Here is a 25,602-nt window from a genome sequence, read left to right as displayed (position 1 = left end):
TCAATTAGACTGATAATTTTCCTAAATTTGCTCTTGTTCAAACAAGAGGATTTATGAACGGAAAGACAATTTTAATAACCGGAGGAACCGGTTCGTTCGGTAAAAAGTTTGTTGAAACGGTTCTTAAAAAATTCAATCCGAAAAAAATAATTATCTACAGCCGTGATGAACTGAAACAGTATGAGATGCAGAATGATCCACGGTTCCGTAAAGAAGGAGTCTTAATGCGCTACTTCATCGGCGATGTTAGAGACGAAAAAAGATTGATCCGCGCAACTGAAGGAGTTGACATTGTTATTCACGCTGCCGCGCTCAAGCAGGTTCCCGCTGCGGAATACAATCCGTTCGAAGCTGTTAAGACTAATATTATAGGCGGACAGAATGTTATTAATGCGTGTTTCGAATCAGGTGTAAAAAAAGTAATTGCTCTAAGTACTGATAAGGCTGCAGCACCTATTAATCTCTACGGCGCTACAAAACTTACTTCCGACAAATTGTTCATAGCCGCGAACAATTACAGGGGGACACACGATATCAAATTCTCGGTTGTCCGGTACGGAAATGTTATGGGGAGCCGTGGCTCGGTGGTTCCTTTCTTTCTGGAAAAGAAAAAGAGCGGAGTCCTTCCAGTTACAGACCAGCGGATGACCCGATTTAATATAACTCTTCAGGAAGGTGTTGATTTCGTTCTAGTATGTCTGGAAAAGATGTGGGGAGGCGAACTCTTCGTACCCAAAATTCCGTCATTCAAAGTTACAGATCTTGCCGCAGCAATTGATTCGAAATGCAAAATGGAAATAGTTGGAATCCGTCCGGGCGAGAAAATTCATGAAGAGATGATAACTGAAGCGGACGCTCTTAACACAATCGAGTTCGAAAATTATTTTGTTATTCTCCCTTCGGTTCAGCTTGGCGACAACGACGCTCTGAAATTATGGGATACCGAGAAATTCAGAATGGACAGCAATGGAACACAGGGCAAATTTTGTGATTTCGGATTTAAATACAACAGCGGTACAAATCCATGGTTTTTATCCATAAATGAATTGAAAGAATTGATCAGAAATAATGTGACAGGTTCTTAAATATCACACAACAATTAATTGATTAATAGATTCCTTAAAGACAAAATTCAAATGAAGAAAAGACTGGCTGATAATAAATCACAAATCCTAAAAACATACTATTACGGTAAACAGACTATTGATTCAAGGGATATAAAAAACGTAGTAGATGTTTTACCTTCTCAATTCATTACTCAGGGACCTGTTTCCAAACAATTCGAAAAAGCCTTGTGTGATTATTTTGGTTCTGCATATTCTTCTGTTGTTGCTAATGGCACAGCCGGCCTGCATATGATTGCATTAGGACTCGGTTGGAAAAAAGGTGATATCATAATCACTTCTCCAATTACATTCCTTGCCAGCGCAAACTGCGCTATATTTGTAGGCGCTACGGTCGATTTTGCTGACATAAACGAAAAGACATATACACTCGATCCGGTTAAACTTGAAGCCCGGTTAAAATATTATGCTGAACGGAATATAAAAGTGAGAGCCGTTGTGGCTGTTGACTTTGCCGGCCATCCGTGCGACTGGGAATCCCTTCTCAAATTAAAAAAGAAATTCGGATTTGAACTGGTTAATGATTTCTGCCACGCTCCCGGAGCAGAATATAAAAAAGATCTTCATTACGCCGTTAAGTATGCCGACGCAGCAAATTTAAGCTTTCACCCTGTTAAACATATTACTACGGGCGAAGGAGGCGCAATTCTGACTAATAATGAAGCTCTCGATAAAAGGATTAAGATACTCCGGACACACGGAATGACGAAAGATGAAACAACACTGGAAAAGAACGACGGGCCCTGGTATTACGAAATGCACGAGGTTGGATTTAATTACCGCATAACAGATTTTCAGTGTGCACTTGGAATAAGTCAACTGAAAAAACTTAGCAGATTTCTCAAGAAGCGCAGAGAAATTGCCGAGTACTACGATAATTTTTTTAGGGGCGATAAAAGATTTATTATTCCTCAAACGGCCCGTTACGCAAAGCATGCTTATCATCTCTATCCGCTTCAAATTAAATTTGACAAACTGAAAGTTGACAAGAATATTTACTACGAGCGATTGAAACAACTGGGCGTGGTTTTCCAGGTCCATTATATTCCGGTCCACCTTCAGCCTTATTACAGGAAGAATTTCGGCTTTAAGAAAGGTGATTATCCCGTCGCCGAAAAATTTTACGAAAGAGAGATTTCTCTTCCCCTTTACCCGGAATTAAACAAGAACGACCTTAAGAAGATAACCAGAGCGGTAGTAAAAGCTCTCGAGATCAAATGAAAGTATCAATTATTACCGAAGGATTCGTGAATACCGGTCACGGTCATATAACACGATGCCTTTCTATCTATCAGGCATTTACAGAGCACAATATTTTCCCCACAATTTATGTTAACGGCGACAGGCACGCTCAATCACTTCTTTTAAATTGCCGGTACGAAATAATAGACTGGCTTACTCATCCCGCCAGAATCGTTGCCGAAGTAAACAACAGTGATTTAATAATCATAGACTCTTATCTCGCCGGAAAGGAGTATTACAGTAACCTAACAAAACTAGCGGGTCATTCGCTTTTTATTGACGACAATTTGAGAATCGAGTACCCCGAAGGTACAATTCTTAACGGTACTATTAATGCAGAATCATTTCCTTATAAGAAAAACGGGAATGAGTTTCTTCTCGGTGCAAAATATATTCCGATAAGAAAAGAATTCTGGAATGTACCTGCGCGCAAAGTTAATAAAGAGATTGAATCTGTCCTCATTACTTTCGGAGGCCAGGATATCAGAAACCTGACTCCCGGAATTCTTAAGGATCTTATTGATAATTATCCTGCTGTAAAAAAAAATGTGGTAATAGGCAGCGGATTTAAAAATAGAGAAAGAATTGAAAAGCTTGGAAATGATTCAGTTGTATTTCATTATTCGCCCGATGCGAACCGGATGCTTGATTTAATGCTCTCATCCGATCTGACAATTACTGCGGCCGGTCAGACACTCTACGAGCTCGCCGTTACGGGAACACCTTCTATAGCTGTTGCCGTAGCCGAAAACCAGATGAATAATATCCGTGAATGGAAAAAGAAAGGATTTTTACTCGATATAATTCTTCACAGCGATCATTTTCACCTTCGTAAAATTCATGACCAGCTGAAGAAACTCGAGAGTATTACTTTAAGAAAAAAATTGAGCCGGATCGGCAGAGGAAGTGTTGACGGACAGGGCTCCAGACGTGCGGTAAAATACATGTTAGAAAGAGCATGCGGCACAGATGGATTCTATTTTAGAAAAGCCGTTGAATCAGACTCTGAAATGGTATTCAATCTATCTAACGATCCTGATGTAAGACAGAATTCAATAAACGTGGAACAGATTTGCTGGGAGGACCACCGGAACTGGTTTGCAGATAAAATAGTTGCGGATAATTACAGGTTCTTCCTTCTTTTTGACAGGAACGATGAGTTTATCGGCCAGATTCGTTTTGAATTATCCGATGATCAGGCAGTAACAAGCATTAGTATCTCCGGAAACTACCGTGGAAAAGGACTCTCTAAAAAAATAATTAAGCAGGGCTGTGCCAGAGTCTTCGCAGAGAAAAAATCACTGAAGAATATTATTGCATTTATTCGTCCCGAGAATAATGTTTCGATCAATAGTTTTACTTCTTCCGGATTTATACTGGCTGGGGATGAGATGATCAGGGGTCACATTTTTCTAAAATACATTTTAGAAAGGTCGAAGTGATGAAACTAAAAATCGGGGATTTCGAAATAGGCGAGAGCGGCAAAGTGTTTATAATAGCAGAGCTTTCCGCAAATCATAACCATGATTTCAATATTGCCGTAGAGTCAATAAAAGCAATTAAAGAATGCGGTGCCGACGCTGTTAAACTGCAGACTTATACGCCGGATACTCTCACGCTTAATAGTGAAAAAGACTGTTTTAAAATAAATCAAGGCACAATCTGGGACGGCACAACACTCTATAAATTATATGAAAAAGCTTACACGCCCTGGGAATGGCAGCCGGAGTTAAAAAAGATTGCCGATCAGCTCGGCCTTATTTGCTTCTCATCCCCTTTCGACAAATCCGCAGTTGATTTTCTTGAAAAGATGAATGTTCCCGCATACAAAATTGCATCATTTGAAATTGTTGATTTACCATTAATTGAATACACTGCTTCCAAAGAAAAGCCGGTAATAATTTCAACCGGAATTGCGACTGAAAATGAGATTGAAGAAGCGGTTGATGCCTGCCGCCGTGCAGGTAATAACCAGGTTGCATTATTAAAATGCACTTCCGAGTATCCGGCCAAAATTGAAGATGCAAATCTTAATTCAATCCCCTTTCTAAAAGAGAGATTTAAAACGGTTGCTGGATTATCCGATCACACTCCCGGAATAACAGTTCCGATTGCCGCCGCTGCCATTGGCGCACGAATAATTGAAAAACATTTCATAATTGACAGGAGAATCGGCGGGCCGGATTCCAGTTTCTCCCTGGAACCGTCCGAGTTTAAATTTATGGTCGATTCAATCCGTACTGTTGAGAAGGCGCTTGGCAAAGAAGGAATCGAATTAACCGAGAGAGTTAAAAAAAGCAGAAAATTTGCGAGATCCCTTTTTGTTGTTGAGAATATTAAAAAGGGGGAATTGTTTACAGAAAATAATATCCGTTCAATCAGACCGTCCGACGGCCTCCCGCCGAAGTTGATCAATGAGGTGATCGGGAAAAAAGCCAAGATGGATATAGAAAAAGGAACACCGCTCAGCACAGATTTAATAGAGTAAGTAAATGAAAAAAGTTGCGATAATACAGGCAAGGTCCGGTTCAACACGGCTCCCCGGGAAAATATTCAAGGAAATCTGCGGTAAGCCGATGTTGTGGCATGTAATCAACCGGCTCTCGTATTCCGTACAGATAGATAAGATGGTAATCGCAACCACTACGGCCCCCGAAGACGATAGTACTGAAAAGTTCTGTATCGAAAATAAAATTGAATACTACCGCGGAAGTGTTGAGAATGTTTTGTCGCGGTATTGTGAAGCGGCTCTGCAATCGGGAGCGGAAATTATTATTCGCATTACATCCGACTGTCCGCTTATCGATCCCTCAATTATCGATAGAATGCTCGAGCAATTTATTTCATCCGGTCAGACCATTGATTATATGAGCAACGTGGTTGAACGAACTTTTCCGAGAGGGCTCGACACAGAAATAATGACATTCGATTCACTCTCTAAAGCTGCCAAAGAGGCCGTTAGTACATTCGACAGAGAACATGTTACTCCATACATATACAATAATCCGGATAGATTTAAAGTGACAAACTTTAAAAATGAGAAGGATTATTCCCGTTACAGATGGACGGTTGATACAATTGAAGATTTCAATCTGATCACCCAGATTTATAATGAGCTATACGTCCCGGATAAATTATTTTTACTCGATGACATTATTGATCTGATGAACAGGAAACCGGAGCTGAATAAAATCAACGAAAATATTAAGCAAAAATCGAACTAATAATTAATTAAACTCCCGGAGAGAAAATGAAAATCGATCGCAGGAAATTTCTTAAAACCGGTGCCGTTGCCGGCGGCGGATTACTTCTAAACCAGTTGCCTACATCAAGGGTCTTTTCGAATACAGCAAGCGCCAATGAGTTGCCGATTGTAGTATCAACCTGGGAGCCGAATCTAAAATCGAATGCTCGCGCAATGGAATTGCTGAACGGCGGCAATTCCTCTCTCGACGCAATAGAACAGGGAATCCGGGTTACCGAAGCAGATCCAAACGATACATCGGTGGGATACGGCGGCCTCCCCGATGCCGATGGAATAGTCACGCTCGACGCATCCGTAATGGACTGGAACGGGAACGCAGGTTCGGTAGCTTTTCTTCAGAATATTATGCACCCGATTTCAGTTGCCAGGCTTGTAATGGAAAAAACAAATCATGTTATGCTTGCAGGAGAAGGGGCCAGAAAGTTTGCGCTTGAAAACGGATTCAAAGAGGAGAACCTATTGACTGACAGGGCGAGAGAGGCCTGGTTAAAATGGAAAGAGCAAAAAGAGAAAACAGAGAATCATGATACGATCGGTATGCTTTCAATTGATAAATTCAGAAATATGAGCGGTGGTGTTTCAACAAGCGGAATGGGGTTTAAACTTCACGGCCGCGTAGGCGATTCACCGATTATCGGAGCCGCAATGTTTGTAGATAATCAGGTTGGCGGCGCTGTTTCTACCGGAAACGGTGAATATGTAATGAGAACTCTCGGGAGTTTTTTAATTGTAGAAAAGATGAGGGATGAATACTCCCCACAGAAAGCTTGCGAACTAGCCGTTGAAAGAATCTATAAATCCAGCAAAAACCTCACGGATGTTAATGTTTGCTACATCGGATTATCGAAGAGCGGTGAAGTTGGGGCTTACTCGCTCCGCAAAGGATTTACTTATTGTGTTACAACTCCTGAATACAACAGGGCATTTAAAAGTGACTATTTAATAAAGTGAAAACCGGTTCATAACTGCTGCGTCTAAAATGGCGTAAACAAATCAGGGTTAGTCATGAGAAAAACACTTTTGATACTTTCGTTTTTTTTATTAGCATCAGTATTTACCAACGCACAAACAAAAGAAGACTCTCTTGCAATCAGACAGACAGCTATGAATTATATCCAGGGCTTTTATGAGGGGAATCCGGAAATGATGGAGAAAGCACTTCACCCGGAACTCGCAAAGAGAATTGTAAGAACCGACCCGCAATCTGGCAGACAGCGGCTCGATCAGATGAGCGCTTTAACACTTATCAACATTACAAGAAGCGGCGGTGGAAAATCGATTCCCACAGATCAGAGAATCTTTGAATTCAGAATACTCGATATTACAGGCAATAATGCGAGTGTTAGAACGGTTGCGAAAGGTTTCTTCGACTATATTCATATGAGCAAATGGAACGGCGAGTGGAGAATTGTTAATGTCCTGTGGGATTTTGTAAAGAATTAATCTTAAAAAAAGGCCGGTAGAGCAACCGGCCTTTCTATTACTTCAGAAAAATTAAAAACTGCTTTGAAGTTTTTCTGTTCTATCGGCAAGTTTAAGTTTTTCAACGAATTCGTCAATGTCTCCTTCCATAACTTCGGAAAGATTGTAAAGTGTTAATCCGATTCTATGATCAGTAACTCTGTTCTGGGGGTAATTGTAAGTTCTAATCTTATCGCTTCTATCGCCGCTTTTAACCATCAATTTTCTCTGCTGAGCAATTTCATTATTCTGCTCCTGGGTTTTCATATCATACAATCTGGCTTTAAGAACCTTCATCGCCTTTTGACGGTTTTTCAATTGTGAGCGCTCATCCTGGCATTGAACAACAAGTCCAGTAGGTAAGTGCGTTATGCGGATAGCCGTTTCAACTTTATTGACATTCTGACCGCCGGCACCGCCGCTTCTATAAACATCAATCCTTAGATCATTAGGATTAATTTCCACTTCAACGTCCTCAACTTCGGGCAATACGGCAACAGAAGCTGCAGAAGTATGAACTCTTCCGCTGGTTTCGGTAGCAGGAACCCTTTGAACTCTATGAACGCCGCTTTCAAATTTTAGATCACCGTAAACACCGGCTCCTATCAAACTGAATACGACTTCCTTTATTCCGCCCAATCCGCCTGATTCGTTTATATCTATCAATTCTTTTTTCCAGCCGCGTGTTTCGGCATACCTGGAATACATCCGGTAAAGATCAGCAGCAAACAATCCGGCTTCTTCACCTCCTGTACCCGCACGGATTTCCATAATTACATCTTTATCGTCATCGGGATCTTTTGGGATAAGAAGCAATTTAATTTCCTCTTCCATACTGATCCTGATTTCCTTAAGCTCTTTAAGTTCGTTCTCTGCAATCTCGTTCAATTCCCTGTCGTCGGATGTTTCCAGAATTTCTTCGTTTCCTTTAATATTTCTGATAAGAGTATCATACTTAATGAAAGCATCTACAATCTCAGTCAGCTGTGTTCTTTCCTTGCTCAAAGAAATATACTTCGACTGATCCGACATAATATTAGGATCGGAAAGTTGTTCGTTGATTCTATCGTACTTTTCTTTAATAGCTTTTAATTTTTGATGAAGCTCCATACATCCTCTATAAACATGATTTCCGTTGAAAAAGCGGGCAAAATATACGAAAGTTTAGTGTAACAAAATTGATGGCCGGCTATCAACGATTGTTAAGAATCCTTAACCCTTTTAAATATTCCAGCTGAATATCAATTGAAGGAATAGAATCGGTTCGGTTAAGGCTGATTTCATAGTTCATTCGTTTAAATAGAAGATCAAGGGCATCGAACATATTTATCAATGGATAGACATTGTCTCTAAGGTGATGGACAAGTTTCATTGTTCTGAATCCGTCGAACCAGATCATTTTTTGTTTTTTGATCTGATCCGGATTCCGAGAATTACTTATTATTGCATCCCACTGACTTTCGAACAAATTCTGTTTAAGAAATGCAGCGATCTCCGGATGAATCGAGTCTGCTTTTTGCAGGTATTCCGCAGCCGGCATAAAATCGGAACCGTAATAAATTTCCAGCCAGGTTTTAAGGAGATCGAACAGGCGCGGATCAAAAAGGAGATATTCGTTATGAGTACCCGCATTGAAACGGTTCATCCTCTGACCTGTACCGAAAGGAACGCGCCAGGACTCCCTGCTTGACGGATGTACCGTTGTACTCTTAATTTTTTTAATCTCGGTTATCTTTGCAAGTTTCTCCAAAAAATAAAAATCCTCAGCTGCTTTTCTTTTATTCATCCCGCCGACTTTGATATAACTTTCGTAATCGCAAACCATCGTAGAACCGACCGAATGATATGCAAACGGAGAGCCCGCATAGAACAATCCGGCCACATAATAACGCAGAAAAATCTCGTAAGCAATTATTCCTCTTCTATCGTTCTCGTTTTCCGGAAGCTGGTGCCTGTATTCTACAACAGCCGCGGAGATCTTTTCATTATTAAAATAATCAACTATTTCAGACAGATAATTAGCTTCTACTCTACAGTCGGCATCAAGACAGATCATCAGTTTTTTGCGAAGGGAGGAATAATCAAAAAGCGTAAGGGCAAGGTCCATTCCGATCTTTCTGGCAAGTCCAACTCCACCCTCTTTGACCGGCATAGAAAGTCCGTTTGAAGAAGCATCGATAAAACCGATTGACAGGTTATTACCGGTGTTGAAATTGTTTAGAAAGTCAATCGATTTAGAATTATCCGATTTCACATCTTCGGGGGAATCATCTTTCGCGTTGATAACAAAAAGAACTAATGTTGATTCAAAATGCTTATCGTCCGACTGTAGCAGAGAACCGGGAAATGATTTAATATTCTGATATTCAGAGATAGCGGGCACTACAATTATATTAAGGAATTTTTTTACTGACGGAAGTTTTACCTTCCATTTTGTGCCCGAGTATTTTCTGAGGTATTTTACAACATCCGGCGGAAGGTTATCCGGGTTAAGCGGGATTTCTATCATGCGAAGTAATTCCGGGCGATAATGTTTTCAGCGGCATGATAATCCGCACCGTCAATCCAGTTAATAATGATTCCCTCTTTTTCCATTTTCCTGAACCACGTCATTTGCCGTTTTGCAAAATTATGGATTCCGGAATTGAGTTGATTAAACATTTCGTCATATGATAGTTCGCCGGAAATATATTTGCCGATGAATTTGTATTCCAGGCCGAAGAAGAGAAGTTTATTCAATGTAATGCCGCCATTTATCAGACCCTGAACTTCTTCAATCATTCCGTTCTTCAATCTCTTCTTCAGTCTCTCTGTAATTCTTTCTTTAATAATGTTTCTCTCATTTCTCACTCCAATCGTCAGGGATTTCATTTCAACTTTATTATCGACAGGCGAAAAACTTTTATTCTCGGCAATCATTACAGCTTTTACAATTCTTTCTTTAATGAGAAGATCCGTACTGTTGTGAAGTTTTGGATTCAAAGAAAGGAGCATCTCTCTCAGCTGTTCAATCTTCAGCTTGGATAATTCATTAAATCGTTTCTGGCTGAATTCAATCCGGTTTAACTCATACCCGGTAAGGATTGAGTGTAAAAAGAGTCCTGTTCCACCTACAAGAAAAGGGATTTTATTGCGGTTAACTATTGAATGGCAGGAATCAAAGAACATCGAGTTAAAGAGGAAGAGATTGAACTCACCGCCCGGATCAATAACATCGATTAAATGATACGGAATATTTTTCCCATCAACATTATAATCATCCAGATCTTTCCCCGTACCGATATCCATCTTTCTGTAAACCTGCCGGGAGTCGGCAGAAATAATTTCGCCGTCAAATTTGTTGGCCAGCAGTGCGGCTAATCCTGTTTTTCCCGAAGCGGTAGGTCCCAGAATTGTAATCAGGTTATACGACATAGTCTTCAATTTAATTCAGGAATGTGAACTAATTTGTTTAAAAGGAAAACCGCTATCATATTGAAGAAGCAGTTGGAAGCGTAATAATAAATGTGGCGCCTTCGCCCAGAGAGCTCTGAACATCAATTTTACCGTTGTGGCTTTCGACGACCTTTTTAGTTATGGAGAGGCCGAGGCCGGCACCTTCTTTTTTACCCTGTGTAAAAAACGGTTCGAAGATTTTTGATTTCAGACTATCGGCTATACCGAGGCCGTTATCCCTTACAAATATTTTAATCTTTTTCTCTTTATCGTCCCGTTTAGTAGAGACATAAATATTGCCGCCGTCAGGCATAGCATCGCAGGCATTTTTAACGAGATGCATATAACACTGATAAAATTCTTTCACGTCAAGTTTAACAGTAATATCCTTATCATATTCTGCAACAATCTGGCAGTTTCTGGATTCAACATAAGCTCCTATTCTCGAAGCATAGTCGGCCAGCGTATTATTAATGCTAACCGTAAGAGTGCGCAGAATCGTTTTTCCTTCCGAATAGCTTGATGTAGTCTGAACAAGATCCGCCACCTGACTCAACTGTTCGTGAAGCATATCGACAATCTGAGCGTTATCGGGAGAAAGGGATTTACTTTTAAGGTGTTCAACATACCGTTTGCTAACGAGAATCGGCTTTTTAATATCCTGAATAAGGAAGTTCGCCATTTTGCCAAGAGACTGAACTCTTTCCACCTGAAGAAGTTTTTCAACCATTTCGGCATTCTGAAGAGCGAGAGCCGAATGAATCGACATAGCATTCAACAACTCTTCATCAAGTTTGGAGAACTCGCCATTTCTGCTGTTCAGCAATTGCAGAACGCCAATAATTTCGTCTTTATTATTATGAATCGGAAATGTTAGAGCGGTTTTTGTAACATATCCGCTTGTTTTATCAAAATCCGAGCGCCATCTCGGATCGCTGCGTGCGTCTTTTATATTTAATATTTCTCCTGTCTTAGCAACAAATCCGGATAATCCTTCGCCTAATTTTACCCGAATCTCCTTCCGTTCGCTTCCCATGGCTATAAGAGACCAGAGTTCGCCCTTTTCTCTGTCAACCAGATATAAAGTTCCCCTGTCTGCATTAGTAAGATTACTTGCAACCTCAACAATGTTTTTCAATACTTCATCGATCTTGATAGTTGAATTAACAAGCTCGGCGGCTTTTATAATCATCTGAAGCTGATCATTATTCATAGCGTCTTCCTTATTAAATGATGGAAGTATTTTTTCCGGTTCATCTGGTTGAATAAGCTGAGCAAGGTTCTTATCTGCTTCCTCAAAAATTTCTTCGGATTCAAAATCGTTAAACGATGGAAAGGTCTCAACCGGTTCAGAGGATTCAGAAATTGGTTCCGGCTCTGGAATAATTTCTTTAATTTCTTCCGGTTCAACAATTTTCTCCAACGGTTTTTCAGCCGGTATCCGGTTTACATCGAAGAATTCCTCTGCCGGGTTTGCATCGTGTAAATTTCCGGTAACATCGGGTTCAGGGAGAGTCGCTTCACCGCTAAGCAGGCTGAACAGAGCTTCATCAAGATCATTAAAAACCGGTTCGGGCGGAGGTTTTATATTTTCTGTTTCGGGTAATTCAAATTCAGGTTTTGGAATACCGTCTTCATTCAGCATGGTGTATTCATTGAACAGAAAATCTTCCTCTTTCTGTAATACTGATCCGGTTTCAGCCGGAGTTGAAGATTCTTCTGTTTCAGTAAGGTCAACTTCCGACTTTGGGATCCCGTCTTCATTAAGAAAGGCATTCAGTTCAAAATCCGGGCTTTTTTCGTCAACCGGTTCCGGCGTTGTCTGATCCGGAACGCTCGATTCTTCTATAGGTTGAATCAGGTTAGATGTATCGGGTCTGGTTGTATCGGCAATCGATTTAAAAAAATCTTCGTCCCCGGTTGCCGGTTTACTCTCTTCCGAAAGCTGAAAATCCTCCTTTGTAGAACTTCCGATTTTCAAATCATCTACTGAGGAAGTTGGTTTTAGATTTTCTATTTCAGTGTCGATTTCAACAGCCGGCAAACGGAGATTTTCATAAACCTGGTCATCCTGTTCAATCAGGTTTTCAATCTCATTTTTCGAAAGTGCGATTATGTAAGAGTCCCTTAATGCAACGGCGGTTGAGAATCGGGATGTTTCTTCAAAATATTCATCGTTGCCAACAAATTCATCCTGTGAAAAGATATATGATTTAGGTTTGCCCAGCATTCTTTTTTTAAGGAGATTTATTTCGCCTGAAATAATCAGGTAGATGGTATCTGCATTGTCTCCCTCGCGGTACAGGATTTGTCCTTCTGAAATTGTCATAAGTTTTCCCTTAATACCGCTGTAGTCGATTCTATTAATATCAACATTTTTTAGTAATTTGTTTCTGCTCAACACTATAGATAACTGATTTTCCATCTAACCCGGTTTTGAAAGTTTATTAATGAATAATTCCGAAATAAATAATTCCTTAAAACATCTCTCAAGAAACGACAAAATTATGTCGTCATTAATCAAAAAGTTCGGCAGGTGCAATTTACAACCTCACGGGCAATACTTCAATTCATTGTTGCGCTCAATCATAGGCCAGCAGTTATCTGTAAAAGCCGCAGACTCAATTTATAGGAGGTTTACAGAGCATTTTAAGGGAAATCCTTCTGCCGGTAAAATTCAAAGAGAAGACGATCTAATCCTCCGGCGGATTGGACTGTCGAATGCAAAAGTAAAATACGAAAAGGATCTTGCGCTGAAGGTAAAAGAGGGAATAATAGATATGGATAGTTTAGCAAAAAAGAGTGATGAACAGATTATAGAAGTGCTTACAAAGGTAAAGGGAATCGGATTATGGACCGTACAAATGTTTCTGATATTCACGTTAGGAAGATCGGATATACTTCCTGTAAATGATCATGGAATACGCCGGTCAATTATGCTAAATTACGGACTCAAAAAATTACCCGACGGCAAAAGAATAGAACAGCTTGCTAAAAAGATGGGCTGGCACCCGTACTGTTCCATAGCAAGTCTTTATCTCTGGAAAAGCCTGGATAGTAAATTTGAAACTATAATGGAGTAAGAGCATCATATTGATGGAAGAATTAAAACTAATTGAACTTGCACAGCGCGGCGACAGGAAAGCACTGACCGAACTTGTAAAGAATTACGAACAGACGATCTACAATTTCTCGTTTAAAATCTGCCGTAATAAGGATCGGGCCGAACACACAATGCAGGAGACATTCTTAAGCATGGTTAAGAATATCGGCCAGTTCAGCGGACAATCGAAACTTTCCACTTGGTTATACCGTGTTGTTGCAAACCACTGCCTGATGCTTGCGCGCAGTGAAACAAAATCGGGATTCACTTCATTCGATGACGATGAAGCTTTCATCGACGAAAAGAACATAGCCGACTGGAAAGTTACTCCCGACCGTGTAACAGAGAACAACGAGCTAAAGAATATACTGGACGAATCAATTAACAAACTGGCGCCGGAGTACCGGATTGTTTTTCTTTTGAGGGACGTTGAAGGATTATCGACTGAGGAGACTGCTAAAATTGTAGAGCTTTCTGTACCTGCTGTTAAATCCCGGCTTCACCGGGCGAGAGCTTTTTTAAGAGACGAATTAAACGAGAGATTTAAGTATGAACGACTATAAAACAACAATAAAAACCGAATTGCCGACATGCAAGGATGTAATGACTCACATCTGCGACAACCTCGGCGAAGAATTAAATTCACCAAAGTGCATCGAGATAAAAGCTCACCTTGAAAAATGCGATAACTGTCAGCACTATTTTAAATCGGTTGAAACGACAATTCAGTTTTACAAAAAATATAACGTTGAGCTTTCAGATGATGCACACAACAGACTGCTCGATTTTTTAGGATTGAAGGAATAAAAAAACCCGTACAGCATTGCCGTACGGGTTAAATAAACAATACTTCGGTTTCAACCTTTCTTCAGATAAACATTTCCGTTAATAGTATTGATCTTAACTTTATGTTTACCGCCATCCACAGATGCTTTTCCGGTCAATATTTTACGCGCGGAACCTTTATTTTTTATCCATTCTTTCGACACTTCTTCGTTCAGTTTGAAATCGCTTATAATTTTCACATCTCCTTCATATTTTTTCGTAAAAGCTATTTCAACTTCTATGTCCATCGAAAGGCCTGCAGGAACTGTTAAAGTAATATCGCCCCCCATTGATGTGAGAGAAACGCTTCTTTCCCCTTTATCGGGATCGCCGATCATCCGGGCTTCAATGTCTCCGCCCATTGTCCGGGCTTTAATTGATCCATCGACAGATTTTATTTCAATATCGCCACCCATAGTTTCGGCTTCCACAAATTTTTCGGCATGGTTAATAGTAATTTCGCCCCCCATAGTTTTAACTTTAGCGCCGTTGAGAGCGCGGTCTACTTCTATCGGGCCTCCCATAGTAGAAATATTTACTTCGCTGCCGGTAGATCCGCTGCTGCTTTTCACATTTACCTGTTTAACTTTACCGCCCATTGTTTTAGCGTTCAGATCGCCTGTTACATTTTCAACAAGTACATCACCGCCCATTGTATGAACTTTTCCGTTCACTTCGCAGTCTTTAACGCTAATTTCGCCCCCCATAGTAGAGAGATCGAGATTGCCTTTAAGGTTTTTAAGGTCAATTTCGCCACCCATAGTTTTGCCGCTCATTTTTCCATTCACATTATAGATCTTTACTCCGCCGCCCATGGTATTAAGTTCAACATTATAGTTATTCGGTACTTTCACCACGACTTTTTCATTTGAATTGTAGCTGTCGTCATCACCGTCATAATAAGAGCTGATTTCAACGTCATTACCGCTTTGTTCCATTTCTACAATAATTTCTTCTGAATCGCGGCCTTTAACCGTAACATCCGCGCTTACTACATCTTTATTCCACCCTTCAATAGAAATAGATCCTCCGGTTCTGAGGTCGATTGTAAGAACTCCTCCTGGTTTTACATTAAAATCCTTCTGATATTTTTTCTCGGCCATGAAATTGTTTAAGCCGCTTTTCCTTGAAAGCTTCATCGGATTTTCAAAAGAGAGTGATGCCGGCACAGCCGCAATAAAGACAACACCGATTAATGTAATTACGAATATTAGAATTAACTTTTTCATGATTGGTCCCCCGTCCATTATTACTTAGATAGCTTTTTAATAATTATGTTTTCGTTATTCGAACTCGCATAGATTTTACCGCCACCGCCGTTTATATCATAAAGGGCTCTTATTTTACGCTCCTTATCATCGGTGGTATATGATTTTGCTTCAAACTCGGACTGGATTTTGAAATCATTTTTCATATACTTCCAGTTGCCTCTTACTCTTATTTCAGCCTCGACAGTTGCTTTAGCGTTCGGCAGAAGATTAATTTCTATCCTGCCGTTATTAACCTGGATATTGCTTGAACTGCCTGCCGAAGGATTGATACTAATCGAAACATTTCCCGACGTTGACCTTGCATTCACATTGCCTGAAATATTTTGAAGAATTATATCGCCTGCATTTGTGGAAGCATCAACGAATCCTGAACCGCTTTTAACAACAAGGTTTCCTCCGAAAGTCTGCATTGCGACCCTTCCGTTAAAATTCTCAATTTCAACGCTACCGCCCATAGTCTTAAGCTGGGAATCACCTCCAAGATTTTTAACATCGATATCACCGCCGTAGGTAACTGCTTCGATTCCGGAAAGCGCTTTCGACACCCTAATATCCCCGCCCATCGTATTTACTTTTGCAGTTTCGCCGATAACTTCACCAATAGTAATATCTCCGCCCATTGTTGAAAGAAGTAGTCCTCCTTCAATATTTCCAACAGAGAGGTCACCGCCCTGCGTATTAATTTTTACTTTTCCCTTAACATTTTTTGTTGAAATATCGCCGCCCATCGTAATGAGTTCAACATTTCCTATAACATTTCCTTTTACTAATATGTCCCCGCCGGTAGTTTTAGCATCTATGTTGAATTGCAAAGGAATATTTGCTTCGAGCTCAATTTCCTCGCCCCATCCCCACTCGGAGCTGTATTTTACAACAACATTATTTCCTTCCAGAAACACTTCAACGTTTTTCACTTCATTGCTTTCAACATTTTTAACTTTGACATAGACTTCATTTTTATCCCATGTTGTTAAACTTATCGATCCGGGATTAATATCGATAATCATTTTGCCTCCCTTATTCACCTTAAAGGATTTTGTAAAATCCTGAAGGTCATTACCAATACCGCTTGTATAGACAGCGGAACAGAGGAGTACAAAAAGCACGGTTAGAAAATTTCTCGTTTTCATATTAATTAACCTCCTTAATTAGCGATGCGGCTCTCAGTCTAATAAAATCACTCTGATCACTTTCCGCTTTTCTATTTAACACGTTGATTACTTTTTCATCCAGCGAATTACCCTGAACTTTCAGATTAGCAAGAGCATTGATCGCTGAAACACGAAGTCCGGAATTAGTATCGTTCGAAAGAACGAACAGGTATGCATCGCGGACTTCCGGATCGAATGGAAATTTTTGAAGAACATTAAGTGCCTCTCTCCTGACGGCCGGATTGTCGTCGGTCTTCAGCGCGGTTATAAGTGCTTCTTTAACCTTGGGATCGGGAATAAACTGTTCCTGTTCGATCTGCGTAGCAATTGTATTTACTGTTCTTAATTTTAAACCGGGATTCTCCTGTGTTACAAGGGCGGTTGCCAGAGCACGCTGTATTACCGGGTCGTCTGGTCTCCCTTTATAGCTGATCGGTGAGGTCCCCCCGACTCCGCCGAACAAAACTTCTATCTCTCCACCTTCAAAGAAAGGATTTGGAATTTTTATGTTGGATATTCTGGTTTCGTAGGATTCAATATTATCCAGGTCCACCGATTGAGTATTAGTAGCTACGGGAAGATTATTTGATGAATAAAAGAGGAAGTAACCAACAAAGACGCCGATAAACAGCAGGGTTAAGGAACCGAAAGAGATTTTATAGTTCACAACAAAAATATTTTTGAGCCATGCAAGAATTTTATTCTCTGCAGGTTCCTTTGCCGCTTCATTTCTTATTGACCGCATCAGTTCATTCCTCGCAGATACAAGAAGCCGTTCATCTGTTTCAGGGGGACGGTTCGACTGAAAAGCCTCATAAAACTGTTTCAGTGAATCGAACTCTCTACTAAACTCATCGTTTTCCAAAATAATATTCTCAACTTCGATCCTTTTTTCATTATCGAGTTCGTTCATCAGGTAAAGCTGAGCAAGTTCCAAAAATTTTTCTCTTTTCATTTTATTACTCCTGCCATTCACCTACAATCAGAATGACAATGTTACTTATTTCAAACCTTTTAATTTTTCTCTCATTTTATTTGTTGCTGTAAAAAGGTACCGTTTAATTGTTCCTTCGTTGCACTTCATAATTTCGGCAATTTCTTTAATCTTATAATCCTGATAATATTTAAGAGTGAAAACCATTTTCTGCTGAGGCGGCAATGTTTCGAGAGCATTGTTAATATGTTTCGACAGATCCGATCCCACAGCCTTATCATCTGTTCTCAATTCTCCCGGCAGCTGCTCCGCGAAAGTTGTTGTCGTCTCGTCATCGTAACCGATTTCCCTGTCAATCGATTCATGCTGCTTTTTCCGGTTCTGATATGTGATACAAACATTTGCAGTAATTCTGTAGAGCCAGGTTGAGAACTCGCTTTTGAACTGAAAATTTTTCAGTCCACGGTACACTCTTATAAAGACCTCCTGATAGATATCCTTGGCGTCGTCATCGCTGTTTCTGAACGATTTGGCCATGTTGAGAACATGTTTATCGTACTTAAAAACCAGCTCTTCAAAAGCCGCCATATCCCCCTTCTGTGCATTTGTGATTAATTGAGTATCGTTCAAGCTCATCTTTTTACTTTTCTATTTTGTTTGACTTTGTTGCCAGAAAAAAGGTTGTATATAAAATGCAGAAATTTAGACGCAGAATGAAGAATATTATGGGTTTAATGAGAAAATGTTTAGAAATTAGGGTAAAAGTGAAGGATTTTGAGGAAAAGCTCTTCTTTTAAGTTAGAATTTTTATGCTCTCAATAAAGCAACCTGTATTGCTAGTATCTTCTCTCCGGCTCATAAAAAATCCCACCATTATTATTTAAGCAAGATGTTGACCATAAAAATCGAAATCTCATACTTGAAATTGCAGAAATAATTTCATCTCGCGTAAACGAAAATTAATTATTTCCCCTTACCTTGATTTGCACACTTAGCTATATTTGTATCATTCAATTGGAAAAGTTATCATGAAAAAGAAATTATACCTCTTAACTATCCTTCTATTTATTATTTCTTCTATTATTGCAGCACAGACCGTAAAACTAAAAATTATTGAAAGCACAGATGAACACGGAGCAATTTTTCCATATGATTTTACAGAAATGCGCGGGACAAACAGCTCGGTCGCTCATATTTATTCCTATATAAAACAGGAGAGATCAAAGACTGATCAGGAAGTAATTTTACTGAGCGGGGGTGATATTCTCCAGGGAACACCTGCTGTTTATTATTATAATTTTGAAAAAACAGACGCATCCCACCTGCTTGCCGATGTAATGAACTTTATGAAGTATGATGCAGCTGCCATTGGCAATCACGATATTGAAACGGGTCATCCTGTGTATGACAGATTTAACAAGCAATTAAACTTTCCCTGGATGGCGGCGAATGCAATCGACGCAAAAATCGGCAAGCCGTATTTCACACCATATACCGTTATAAATAAACAAGGCGTTAAAATTGCTATTCTTGGTTTAATCACTCCGCATATTCCTTACTGGCTGCCTGAGAACCTCTGGGAGGGAATTGAATGGGAGGACATGATTAAATCCGCACAGAAGTGGATTGAGATAATTAATGAAAAAGAAAAGCCGGATTTGATAATTGGATTATTTCACAGCGGTATTGATTACACTTACGGAGATCAAAATGGAGACGACGATAAAAACGAAAATGCATCTAAATTAATTGCACAACGCGTCCCCGGTTTTGATATTATTTTCGTAGGACATGATCACAGAGGATGGAACTTTAAGGAGAAAAATCCGCTCGGTGAGGATGTTCAGATTCTGGGAGGATTAAATTCCGGCCGAGATGTTGCTGTGGCTAATTGTGTTTTAACTTTTAACAAAGAAGAGAATAAATGGGAAAAAGAGATAACCGGTGAAATTGTTGAAGCACGAAACTATAAACCGGACCAGGAATTCCTGGATAAATTCAATAATCAGTTTGAAGAAATAAAAAAATATGTCTCACGTCCGATCGGCATATTTGCAGAGGATTTAAGCTCACGCCCGGCTTTGTTCGGAGATAATTCTTTTGCCGATTTTGTTCACGATTTACAGCTTTCTATTACCGGCGCACAGGTTTCATTCACGGCTCCGCTTACTCTTAATGCTCTTGTTAAAAAAGGCGAGGTAAACGTCGGCACTTTGTTTAAACTCTACAGGTACGAAAATCTCCTTTACACAATGCGGTTAACAGGAAAAGAAATAAAAAATTATCTCGAGTTTTCTTACCGGCTCTGGTTCAAAGAAATGAAAAATGCCGATGACCATCTTTTATTGTTCAGCACAGACGAAAAAGGAAACATTAAATATGATTCGCGCAACCAGTCGCCGCAATTAAAAGAACCTTTTTACAATTTTGATTGTGCTGCGGGAATAAATTACACAGTTGACGTTTCGAAAACTGTCGGAAGCAGAATTTCAATTTCGACGCTAAGTAGCGGCGAACCATTCGACTTGAATAAAACATATACGGTGGCGGTAAACTCTTACAGAGGAAACGGTGGCGGAAACCATCTGATTGCCGGTGCAGGAATTGCTAAGGAAGATATTACAAAAAGAATTATTACTTCGACAGATAAAGACCTCAGATATTATGCTATCAAATGGATTGAGAAGATGAGGGTTTACACTCCAAAGACAACTGAAAACTGGAAGGTTATACCGGATGAATGGTGGCAGAATGGAAAAGAAAAAGATTATAAAATTTTGTTTGGCAATTGATTTTAATGAGATAGCAGGAATAAATGCCTTCATTCAATTCATTCGTTCGGTATAGGAAAAAAATGTTTAAAAAAAGCATTAAACCTCTTCTATTTACTTTTTTTGTTCTGCACTCATCTCTCTTAGCTCAATATTCGGTTTCTACATTTGCCGGCACAGATTCCGGATTTGTTAACGGAACTTTAACCGGATCAAAGTTCAACGGTTCATTCGGAATTTGTATTGACAAGGAAGGAAATATCTACATAGCCGATTCAGGCAATAACTGTATCAGGAAAATCAGCATTGACGGAAAAGTATCTACATTTGCCGGAATCGGAGAGGCCGGGAATAATGACGGTGACCGCCTGTCAGCAACTTTCAATTCGCCGACAGGAATTTGTACCGACTATAACGGAAATTTTTTCGTTGCCGACTTTCTTAATCACACAATCCGCAAAGTAGATAGCGATGGAATTGTTACGACTTTTGCCGGATCAGGTCAGCCCGGATTTGCAGATGGATTTTCAGGCAAGGCACAATTCAATTTTCCGCGGGGAATCGCAATAGACGGCTACGGGAATTTATTTGTGGGGGACAGCTGGAATCACCGCATTAGAAAAATTGCTCCCGATGGGAATGTTACGACTTATGCGGGCGGCGGCAGTGATATTGGTCCTGATAGCAAAGGTAGTTGCGTTGATGGTCATTCTGACCAAGCCAGATTCTTTACTCCTTGCGGAGTTGTATGCGACCTTTATGGAAATGTTTATGTTGCAGATGCGCTTAATCATAGAATCAGGAAGATCGATAACTTCCGGAATGTTACAACTGTTGCCGGGTCAGGAGAATCCGGATGGAGTAACGGGAGATTCTCTGACGGTGATTATGAGTCCTCAATGTTGAATACACCAACAGAACTTTCGGTATCGTTTGATGAAGAAATCTATTTCAGCGATACGTTCGGTAATAGGGTTAGAAAAGTAAATCTTGATGGAATCGTTACAACAGTTGCCGGAGATGGGACACCCGGATTTGCTGATGGCGATGGAATGTTATCCAAATTCAATTACCCTCGCGGAATAGTTCTGGATAATGCAGAAAATAAAATTTATGTAATTGATTCAAAAAATTTTAGAATAAGAGTAATAACCTCAGATAAAAAAGATTAGCACGCGAAGATCGCAGAGTAATACGCAGAGTTCGCGGTGAATTATAAATAGATGCTCTATTAGGCATAACGTAAACAGATTAATTGATCATTTATAAAGATGCATATACTTATGTCCGCTTCCCGTATTGAAGAGAATTACTGTTTCGTCATCTTTGATCCAATTGATTGATTTCATTTTTTTCATTGCAGCCAGCGTTGCGCCTCCCTCAGGAGAGGCGAAGATTCCGGTAGTTCTTCCGATCTGTTTTGCGGAGTTTACAAGCTCTTCATCGGTAACAGATACTGCTGTTCCGTTACTTTCTCTTATTGCTCTCAGTATCAGGAAGTCGCCTATAGCGGCCGGGACACGTAATCCGTCGGCAACCGTCTTAGCGCCTTTCCACATTTCGGCAAATTCTTTTCCTTCTTCAAATGCTTTTACCATCGGAGCGCATCCGGATGATTGAACAGAGACCATACGCGGACGTTTAGAGCCGATCCATCCTAGTTTTTCCATCTCGTCAAACGCTTTCCACATTCCTACGAGTCCGGTTCCGCCACCTGTCGGATAGATTATTACATCGGGAAGATTCCAGTTCAACTGTTCTGCAATCTCATATCCCATTGTTTTCTTCCCTTCAATTCTGAAAGGTTCTTTCAGAGTAGATACATCGAAGCGGCCGAATTCTTTTACGCCTTCGGCGGCAAGTTTACCGCAATCATTAATTAATCCATTAACAAGAGTTACTTCCGCACCAAGAGCCTTACATTCAGCAATAAAAGGTTCAGGCACATCTTTAGGCATAAAGACAAACGATTTCATTCCGGCAAGAGCCGCATATGCGCTCATCGCGCCCGCAGCATTTCCCGCAGATGGTATAGATACTTCCCTGATGCCGAGTTCATATGCTTTGGAAATCGCGACACATAATCCTCTCGCTTTGAACGATGTAGTCGGATTTAATCCCTCATCTTTTATGTAAAGATTTTTTATTCCTGATTCGAAACCAAGAGTTGTGGATTTAATCAGTGGAGTAAATCCTTCGCCCAAAGACAATCTGAATTTCTGATTTTCGAGAGGAAGCATTTCAGAATACCGCCAGAGAGTTTTTTCTCTCTCCTTCAATATTTCTTTTTTAAATACTTTTCTTGCTGAATCAACATCATACCTTGCAAGCAGAGGTTTCCCGCAATCGGGGCATAAATTCCAGATTCTGTTTTTATCAAAAGTTTTTTTGCAATAACCGCATTCAAGGTGAGAATAGTAATTCATGAAATTCCCCACATTATTCATTTGGAAAATAATCAAATCAAAGGAATTTTCTAAAATTTCCACATTTTTCAACCATATAGGGGGTAATAAAAAAGGTACCGGATTTTTTTTCGCATACTACGAAACCTTTCGTATAACCGGGCGTCTGAATATTCAAAGATCCGGAGTTTTATATGAGTAAGAAACAGATTCCGAAGCCGACTGATTCTGAGCTTGAGATACTTCAGATTTTATGGAGGAACGGACCTTCTACAGTTAAAATAGTAAATGAAAATCTGAATCAGAAAAAAGATGTCGGATACACAACTACACTCAAGCTGATGCAGATCATGTTCGATAAAGGTCTGGTTAAAAGGAATGAGGAGGAAAGAAGTCATGTCTATTCAGCTTCGCTTGAGGAGGATCAGATTCAGACGGCATTAATCGATAAACTTCTTGAAACGGCTTTCAGCGGATCGGCGGCCAAACTTGTTATGCAGGCTCTCGGCAACAGCAAACCTTCCAAAGATGAATTGAATAAAATCAGAGAACTGATTAATAACATTGATCGGGGGGATCAATGAACTTTATTTACAATTTAATCCCGGAAAATTTTATTGAAGCCGTCGGATTAACAATTTTTCATTCAATCTGGCAGGGACTCATTATTTCCCTTGTTCTTGGAATAGCCCTTTCAATTCTTCAAAAAAAGAATTCGAGGCTGCTCTATAAAATATCTGTCGCTGCTCTTTTATTCTTCGTTATATGTTCAATGGCTACGTTTTCAGAAGTATATTCAACCGATAAGAATCCCGGTCCGGGTACTCAATCAGAAGAAACGAGAGTACAAGTCTTAGGCTTAATTGAAATTGAAAATGAGACAGAGTCAGGCACATCTTACGTCTTCTCGAATATTTTTAATGAATCGAAATCTTTTTTTGACTTTTACAGAACAGAAATATTTTTTGTATGGATAGCAGGGCTATTGTTTTTTTCGTTCCGGTTTGCCGGCGGCGTGATTTATGTCCAGAGATTACGAGGCTCGGGCGTTAACCATCTACCGGATTTCTGGGATCAGAAAATTAAATCACTTTCTGCCCGGGCAAAAATTAATCGGCCTGTCTCGGTATTGGAATCGGTTCTTGTTAATGTTCCGGTTGCAATCGGGTATTTTAAACCGTTAATACTGCTGCCGATAGGAATTCTTGCAGGCATTCCGCATAATCAGGTTGAAGCAATAATTGCTCACGAACTGGCTCATATCAAACGTTATGACTTTCTGGTTAATCTTTTTCAGAGTTTAGCAGAAGCAATTTTCTTTTACCATCCAGCTGTCTGGTGGATCTCATCAATAATACGCCGGGAGCGGGAAAACTGCTGCGATGATATCGCATTGCAACTATGCGGCGATACAGTTTTATATTCAAATGCACTATTAAACATACAGGAGTTTCGCGGCAGGCGGTCAACTCTAGTCCTTGCCGCCAATGGAAATGGAAAACAACTTTACAGGAGGATAAAAAGAATGAACGGAAAAACCAACAACCGTCTCTCCTACGGGATTAAATTCGCCGCCTTTGCTGCACTTATAATTCTTCTGGCGGTAGCTTCTTTATACTCAGGCAATTCATTTGCAAACTTGAAGGGAAAAACTAACTACGCATCCTTCTTCAACAATCCGATCGAACCGGAAATCGATAATAATTCGAATACTGAAACTTACCCAAACTTTTTTTCAGCACCGGATACAAGCGGGTTGAAAAAGGGAAAACGGACTTTAAGATTCACGGAAAAGGAAAATGGCGAGAGGATCCGTTATAAGGCAAGATTGGAGGATGGCAAACTAATCAGTCTTTCAATTAACGGCGAAAAAGTACCGGACAACGAGTTGAACAGATACGAATCCAAGATTCAGAAAAAATTTGACGAATACGAGTATGAATTGCAGGAATACAAAAAAAATAAAGAAGAGTATCAGAAGATCGCTCGGGATTACAAAGAAAAAATGAAAGAGTTACGGGATAAAATGAAAGATCTTCAGAAAGATAATTTTGACTTTGATTTTGAGTTCGATATACCACAACCGGACTTATCCGAACTTCGCGAAGCGATGAAAGACCTGAGGAACGAACTGAAGGATGGATTTGCAGATCACTCTTTCGTTGTACCACCGATTCACATCCCGAAAATTGAAATCCCCCCAATTCATATTCCTCCGGTTCCTCCAATTGCATTCGACGAGGAGGAATGGGATCAATGGAAAGATGACTTAAAAAATAATATGGAAGAGTTCCGCGAAAAAATGAAAGAACATAAGTGGAATATGGGAGAGTTTAATGAGAACATGAAAGGTTTCAACGAAAAGATGAAAGAGTTCAGTGTCGAAATGAAAAAATTCGGAGCTTTTATAAAAGAAATGAAAGCTGAACTTGTTGTGGATGGAATTATCGGCAGCGATGACGAAATAGACGAGTTGGTTCTCTCGGAGGATAAAATGGAAGTGAACGGTAAGAGGGTTTCGGCCGATTTACATAAGAAATACAAAGATCTGTATGAAAAACACACCGGGAAAAAAATAGAAGGGAAAAACAAAATTAGAATTAATGATTGAGTAA

23 protein-coding genes are annotated in these 25,602 nt (G+C 39.9%); 14 read left to right on the top strand and 9 right to left on the bottom strand.

All coding sequences use genetic code 11. The annotated features are described in order from the left end of the window. The first annotated feature begins 53 nt into the window (after positions 1-53). From pseB to PLZ15_06465, 7 genes are read left to right on the top strand one after another with little or no spacing between them, the layout of a single operon-like run. Positions 54-1,085, top strand: a complete 1,032-nt coding sequence (gene pseB, locus PLZ15_06495) for a UDP-N-acetylglucosamine 4,6-dehydratase (inverting) (GenBank protein ID HOI29396.1) — start codon at positions 54-56, stop codon at positions 1,083-1,085. Between the two features lie 51 nt (positions 1,086-1,136). Next, positions 1,137-2,345 (top strand): UDP-4-amino-4,6-dideoxy-N-acetyl-beta-L-altrosamine transaminase, encoded by a 1,209-nt coding sequence (pseC, locus tag PLZ15_06490; protein HOI29395.1) that lies wholly within the window; start codon positions 1,137-1,139, stop codon positions 2,343-2,345. Further along, on the top strand, positions 2,342-3,808 hold the full coding sequence (locus PLZ15_06485; protein ID HOI29394.1) for a bifunctional UDP-2,4-diacetamido-2,4,6-trideoxy-beta-L-altropyranose hydrolase/GNAT family N-acetyltransferase: 1,467 nt from the start codon (positions 2,342-2,344) through the stop codon (positions 3,806-3,808). Before pseC ends, PLZ15_06485 begins: the two co-directional genes overlap by 4 nt. After that, positions 3,808-4,854 (top strand): pseudaminic acid synthase, encoded by a 1,047-nt coding sequence (pseI, locus tag PLZ15_06480; GenBank protein ID HOI29393.1) that lies wholly within the window; start codon positions 3,808-3,810, stop codon positions 4,852-4,854. Before PLZ15_06485 ends, pseI begins: the two co-directional genes overlap by 1 nt. A 4-nt stretch (positions 4,855-4,858) precedes the next feature. Continuing rightward, a complete protein-coding gene (locus tag PLZ15_06475) occupies positions 4,859-5,590 on the top strand; it encodes a glycosyltransferase family protein (protein HOI29392.1) in 732 nt (243 codons plus the stop codon). Between the two features lie 26 nt (positions 5,591-5,616). Further along, the gene (locus tag PLZ15_06470) at positions 5,617-6,582 is read left to right on the top strand and encodes a N(4)-(beta-N-acetylglucosaminyl)-L-asparaginase (GenBank protein HOI29391.1); all 966 of its coding nucleotides are present in this window, start codon (positions 5,617-5,619) and stop codon (positions 6,580-6,582) included. Positions 6,583-6,636: 54 nt separating this feature from the next. Next, positions 6,637-7,074, top strand: a complete 438-nt coding sequence (locus PLZ15_06465; protein HOI29390.1) for a nuclear transport factor 2 family protein — start codon at positions 6,637-6,639, stop codon at positions 7,072-7,074. A 51-nt stretch (positions 7,075-7,125) separates the two neighbouring features. On the opposite strand, the gene prfA is transcribed toward PLZ15_06465, so the two are convergent. The 4 genes from prfA to PLZ15_06445 all read right to left on the bottom strand — a co-directional run bounded on the left by prfA (position 7,126) and on the right by PLZ15_06445 (position 12,952). After that, positions 7,126-8,202 carry a peptide chain release factor 1 gene (prfA, locus tag PLZ15_06460; protein ID HOI29389.1) on the bottom strand — a complete coding sequence of 359 codons (1,077 nt, stop codon included), beginning with the start codon at positions 8,200-8,202 and terminating at the stop codon, positions 7,126-7,128. Positions 8,203-8,284: 82 nt separating this feature from the next. Continuing rightward, positions 8,285-9,601, bottom strand: a complete 1,317-nt coding sequence (locus PLZ15_06455) for a glycosyltransferase (protein HOI29388.1) — start codon at positions 9,599-9,601, stop codon at positions 8,285-8,287. Further along, complete coding sequence (gene miaA / locus PLZ15_06450) at positions 9,598-10,506, bottom strand: tRNA (adenosine(37)-N6)-dimethylallyltransferase MiaA (GenBank protein HOI29387.1); 909 nt, start codon at positions 10,504-10,506, stop codon at positions 9,598-9,600. Before miaA ends, PLZ15_06455 begins: the two co-directional genes overlap by 4 nt. A 55-nt stretch (positions 10,507-10,561) precedes the next feature. Next, positions 10,562-12,952 (bottom strand): ATP-binding protein, encoded by a 2,391-nt coding sequence (locus PLZ15_06445; GenBank protein ID HOI29386.1) that lies wholly within the window; start codon positions 12,950-12,952, stop codon positions 10,562-10,564. Between the two features lie 25 nt (positions 12,953-12,977). Here PLZ15_06445 and PLZ15_06440 point away from each other — a divergent pair, with 25 nt between their 5' ends. The 3 genes from PLZ15_06440 to PLZ15_06430 are packed head-to-tail and all read left to right on the top strand — an operon-like array spanning position 12,978 to position 14,437. Further along, on the top strand, positions 12,978-13,610 hold the full coding sequence (locus PLZ15_06440; protein HOI29385.1) for a hypothetical protein: 633 nt from the start codon (positions 12,978-12,980) through the stop codon (positions 13,608-13,610). 13 nt (positions 13,611-13,623) lie between these two features. Continuing rightward, positions 13,624-14,193 (top strand): sigma-70 family RNA polymerase sigma factor, encoded by a 570-nt coding sequence (locus PLZ15_06435; protein ID HOI29384.1) that lies wholly within the window; start codon positions 13,624-13,626, stop codon positions 14,191-14,193. After that, a complete protein-coding gene (locus PLZ15_06430; protein HOI29383.1) occupies positions 14,180-14,437 on the top strand; it encodes a hypothetical protein in 258 nt (85 codons plus the stop codon). Before PLZ15_06435 ends, PLZ15_06430 begins: the two co-directional genes overlap by 14 nt. Before the next feature lie 50 nt (positions 14,438-14,487). On the opposite strand, the gene PLZ15_06425 is transcribed toward PLZ15_06430, so the two are convergent. Genes PLZ15_06425 through PLZ15_06410 form a run of 4 tightly spaced genes read right to left on the bottom strand, consistent with a single transcriptional unit; the run spans position 14,488 to position 18,447 of the window. Then, positions 14,488-15,684, bottom strand: coding sequence for a hypothetical protein (locus PLZ15_06425; protein ID HOI29382.1), 1,197 nt, complete (start codon positions 15,682-15,684; stop codon positions 14,488-14,490). A gap of 20 nt (positions 15,685-15,704) precedes the next feature. After that, the gene (locus PLZ15_06420) at positions 15,705-16,856 is read right to left on the bottom strand and encodes a DUF4097 family beta strand repeat-containing protein (GenBank protein ID HOI29381.1); all 1,152 of its coding nucleotides are present in this window, start codon (positions 16,854-16,856) and stop codon (positions 15,705-15,707) included. 1 nt (position 16,857) lies between these two features. Then, a complete protein-coding gene (locus PLZ15_06415) occupies positions 16,858-17,832 on the bottom strand; it encodes a HEAT repeat domain-containing protein (protein HOI29380.1) in 975 nt (324 codons plus the stop codon). A gap of 45 nt (positions 17,833-17,877) precedes the next feature. Beyond that, positions 17,878-18,447 (bottom strand): RNA polymerase sigma factor, encoded by a 570-nt coding sequence (locus PLZ15_06410; GenBank protein ID HOI29379.1) that lies wholly within the window; start codon positions 18,445-18,447, stop codon positions 17,878-17,880. A gap of 392 nt (positions 18,448-18,839) precedes the next feature. On the opposite strand from PLZ15_06410, the gene PLZ15_06405 reads away from it, so the two are divergent. Next, positions 18,840-20,603, top strand: coding sequence for a bifunctional UDP-sugar hydrolase/5'-nucleotidase (locus PLZ15_06405; protein ID HOI29378.1), 1,764 nt, complete (start codon positions 18,840-18,842; stop codon positions 20,601-20,603). A 62-nt stretch (positions 20,604-20,665) separates the two neighbouring features. Beyond that, the gene (locus PLZ15_06400) at positions 20,666-21,754 is read left to right on the top strand and encodes an NHL repeat-containing protein (protein ID HOI29377.1); all 1,089 of its coding nucleotides are present in this window, start codon (positions 20,666-20,668) and stop codon (positions 21,752-21,754) included. A gap of 87 nt (positions 21,755-21,841) precedes the next feature. Here PLZ15_06400 and PLZ15_06395 read toward each other — a convergent pair whose 3' ends face one another. Then, positions 21,842-23,008 carry a threonine synthase gene (locus PLZ15_06395; protein ID HOI29376.1) on the bottom strand — a complete coding sequence of 389 codons (1,167 nt, stop codon included), beginning with the start codon at positions 23,006-23,008 and terminating at the stop codon, positions 21,842-21,844. A 173-nt stretch (positions 23,009-23,181) separates the two neighbouring features. Here PLZ15_06395 and PLZ15_06390 point away from each other — a divergent pair, with 173 nt between their 5' ends. Both PLZ15_06390 and PLZ15_06385 read left to right on the top strand, forming a co-directional pair. Then, entirely contained in the window at positions 23,182-23,571 is a 390-nt protein-coding gene (locus tag PLZ15_06390; GenBank protein ID HOI29375.1) for a BlaI/MecI/CopY family transcriptional regulator, read from the top strand. Continuing rightward, a complete protein-coding gene (locus PLZ15_06385) occupies positions 23,568-25,598 on the top strand; it encodes a M56 family metallopeptidase (GenBank protein HOI29374.1) in 2,031 nt (676 codons plus the stop codon). The genes PLZ15_06390 and PLZ15_06385 overlap by 4 nt, the downstream gene beginning before the upstream one ends. Positions 25,599-25,602: the final 4 nt, after the last annotated feature.

The organism is Melioribacteraceae bacterium, from assembly GCA_035362835.1.
Lineage (GTDB): Bacteria > Bacteroidota > Ignavibacteria > Ignavibacteriales > Melioribacteraceae > DSXH01.
This window is presented reverse-complemented; position numbering and strand designations above follow the sequence as displayed.

Excerpts from the sequence above, each read along its gene's own strand:
- pseB (HOI29396.1), top strand. The coding sequence starts at position 54 with ATGAACGGAAAGACAATTTTAATAACCGGAGGAACCGGTTCGTTCGGT.
- pseC (HOI29395.1), top strand. The coding sequence starts at position 1,137 with ATGAAGAAAAGACTGGCTGATAATAAATCACAAATCCTAAAAACATAC.
- PLZ15_06485 (HOI29394.1), top strand. The coding sequence starts at position 2,342 with ATGAAAGTATCAATTATTACCGAAGGATTCGTGAATACCGGTCACGGT.
- pseI (HOI29393.1), top strand. The coding sequence starts at position 3,808 with ATGAAACTAAAAATCGGGGATTTCGAAATAGGCGAGAGCGGCAAAGTG.
- PLZ15_06475 (HOI29392.1), top strand. The coding sequence starts at position 4,859 with ATGAAAAAAGTTGCGATAATACAGGCAAGGTCCGGTTCAACACGGCTC.
- PLZ15_06470 (HOI29391.1), top strand. The coding sequence starts at position 5,617 with ATGAAAATCGATCGCAGGAAATTTCTTAAAACCGGTGCCGTTGCCGGC.
- PLZ15_06465 (HOI29390.1), top strand. The coding sequence starts at position 6,637 with ATGAGAAAAACACTTTTGATACTTTCGTTTTTTTTATTAGCATCAGTA.
- prfA (HOI29389.1), bottom strand. The coding sequence starts at position 8,202 with ATGGAGCTTCATCAAAAATTAAAAGCTATTAAAGAAAAGTACGATAGA.
- PLZ15_06455 (HOI29388.1), bottom strand. The coding sequence starts at position 9,601 with ATGATAGAAATCCCGCTTAACCCGGATAACCTTCCGCCGGATGTTGTA.
- miaA (HOI29387.1), bottom strand. The coding sequence starts at position 10,506 with ATGTCGTATAACCTGATTACAATTCTGGGACCTACCGCTTCGGGAAAA.
- PLZ15_06445 (HOI29386.1), bottom strand. The coding sequence starts at position 12,952 with ATGGAAAATCAGTTATCTATAGTGTTGAGCAGAAACAAATTACTAAAA.
- PLZ15_06440 (HOI29385.1), top strand. The coding sequence starts at position 12,978 with ATGAATAATTCCGAAATAAATAATTCCTTAAAACATCTCTCAAGAAAC.
- PLZ15_06435 (HOI29384.1), top strand. The coding sequence starts at position 13,624 with ATGGAAGAATTAAAACTAATTGAACTTGCACAGCGCGGCGACAGGAAA.
- PLZ15_06430 (HOI29383.1), top strand. The coding sequence starts at position 14,180 with ATGAACGACTATAAAACAACAATAAAAACCGAATTGCCGACATGCAAG.
- PLZ15_06425 (HOI29382.1), bottom strand. The coding sequence starts at position 15,684 with ATGAAAAAGTTAATTCTAATATTCGTAATTACATTAATCGGTGTTGTC.
- PLZ15_06420 (HOI29381.1), bottom strand. The coding sequence starts at position 16,856 with ATGAAAACGAGAAATTTTCTAACCGTGCTTTTTGTACTCCTCTGTTCC.
- PLZ15_06415 (HOI29380.1), bottom strand. The coding sequence starts at position 17,832 with ATGAAAAGAGAAAAATTTTTGGAACTTGCTCAGCTTTACCTGATGAAC.
- PLZ15_06410 (HOI29379.1), bottom strand. The coding sequence starts at position 18,447 with ATGAGCTTGAACGATACTCAATTAATCACAAATGCACAGAAGGGGGAT.
- PLZ15_06405 (HOI29378.1), top strand. The coding sequence starts at position 18,840 with ATGAAAAAGAAATTATACCTCTTAACTATCCTTCTATTTATTATTTCT.
- PLZ15_06400 (HOI29377.1), top strand. The coding sequence starts at position 20,666 with ATGTTTAAAAAAAGCATTAAACCTCTTCTATTTACTTTTTTTGTTCTG.
- PLZ15_06395 (HOI29376.1), bottom strand. The coding sequence starts at position 23,008 with ATGAATTACTATTCTCACCTTGAATGCGGTTATTGCAAAAAAACTTTT.
- PLZ15_06390 (HOI29375.1), top strand. The coding sequence starts at position 23,182 with ATGAGTAAGAAACAGATTCCGAAGCCGACTGATTCTGAGCTTGAGATA.
- PLZ15_06385 (HOI29374.1), top strand. The coding sequence starts at position 23,568 with ATGAACTTTATTTACAATTTAATCCCGGAAAATTTTATTGAAGCCGTC.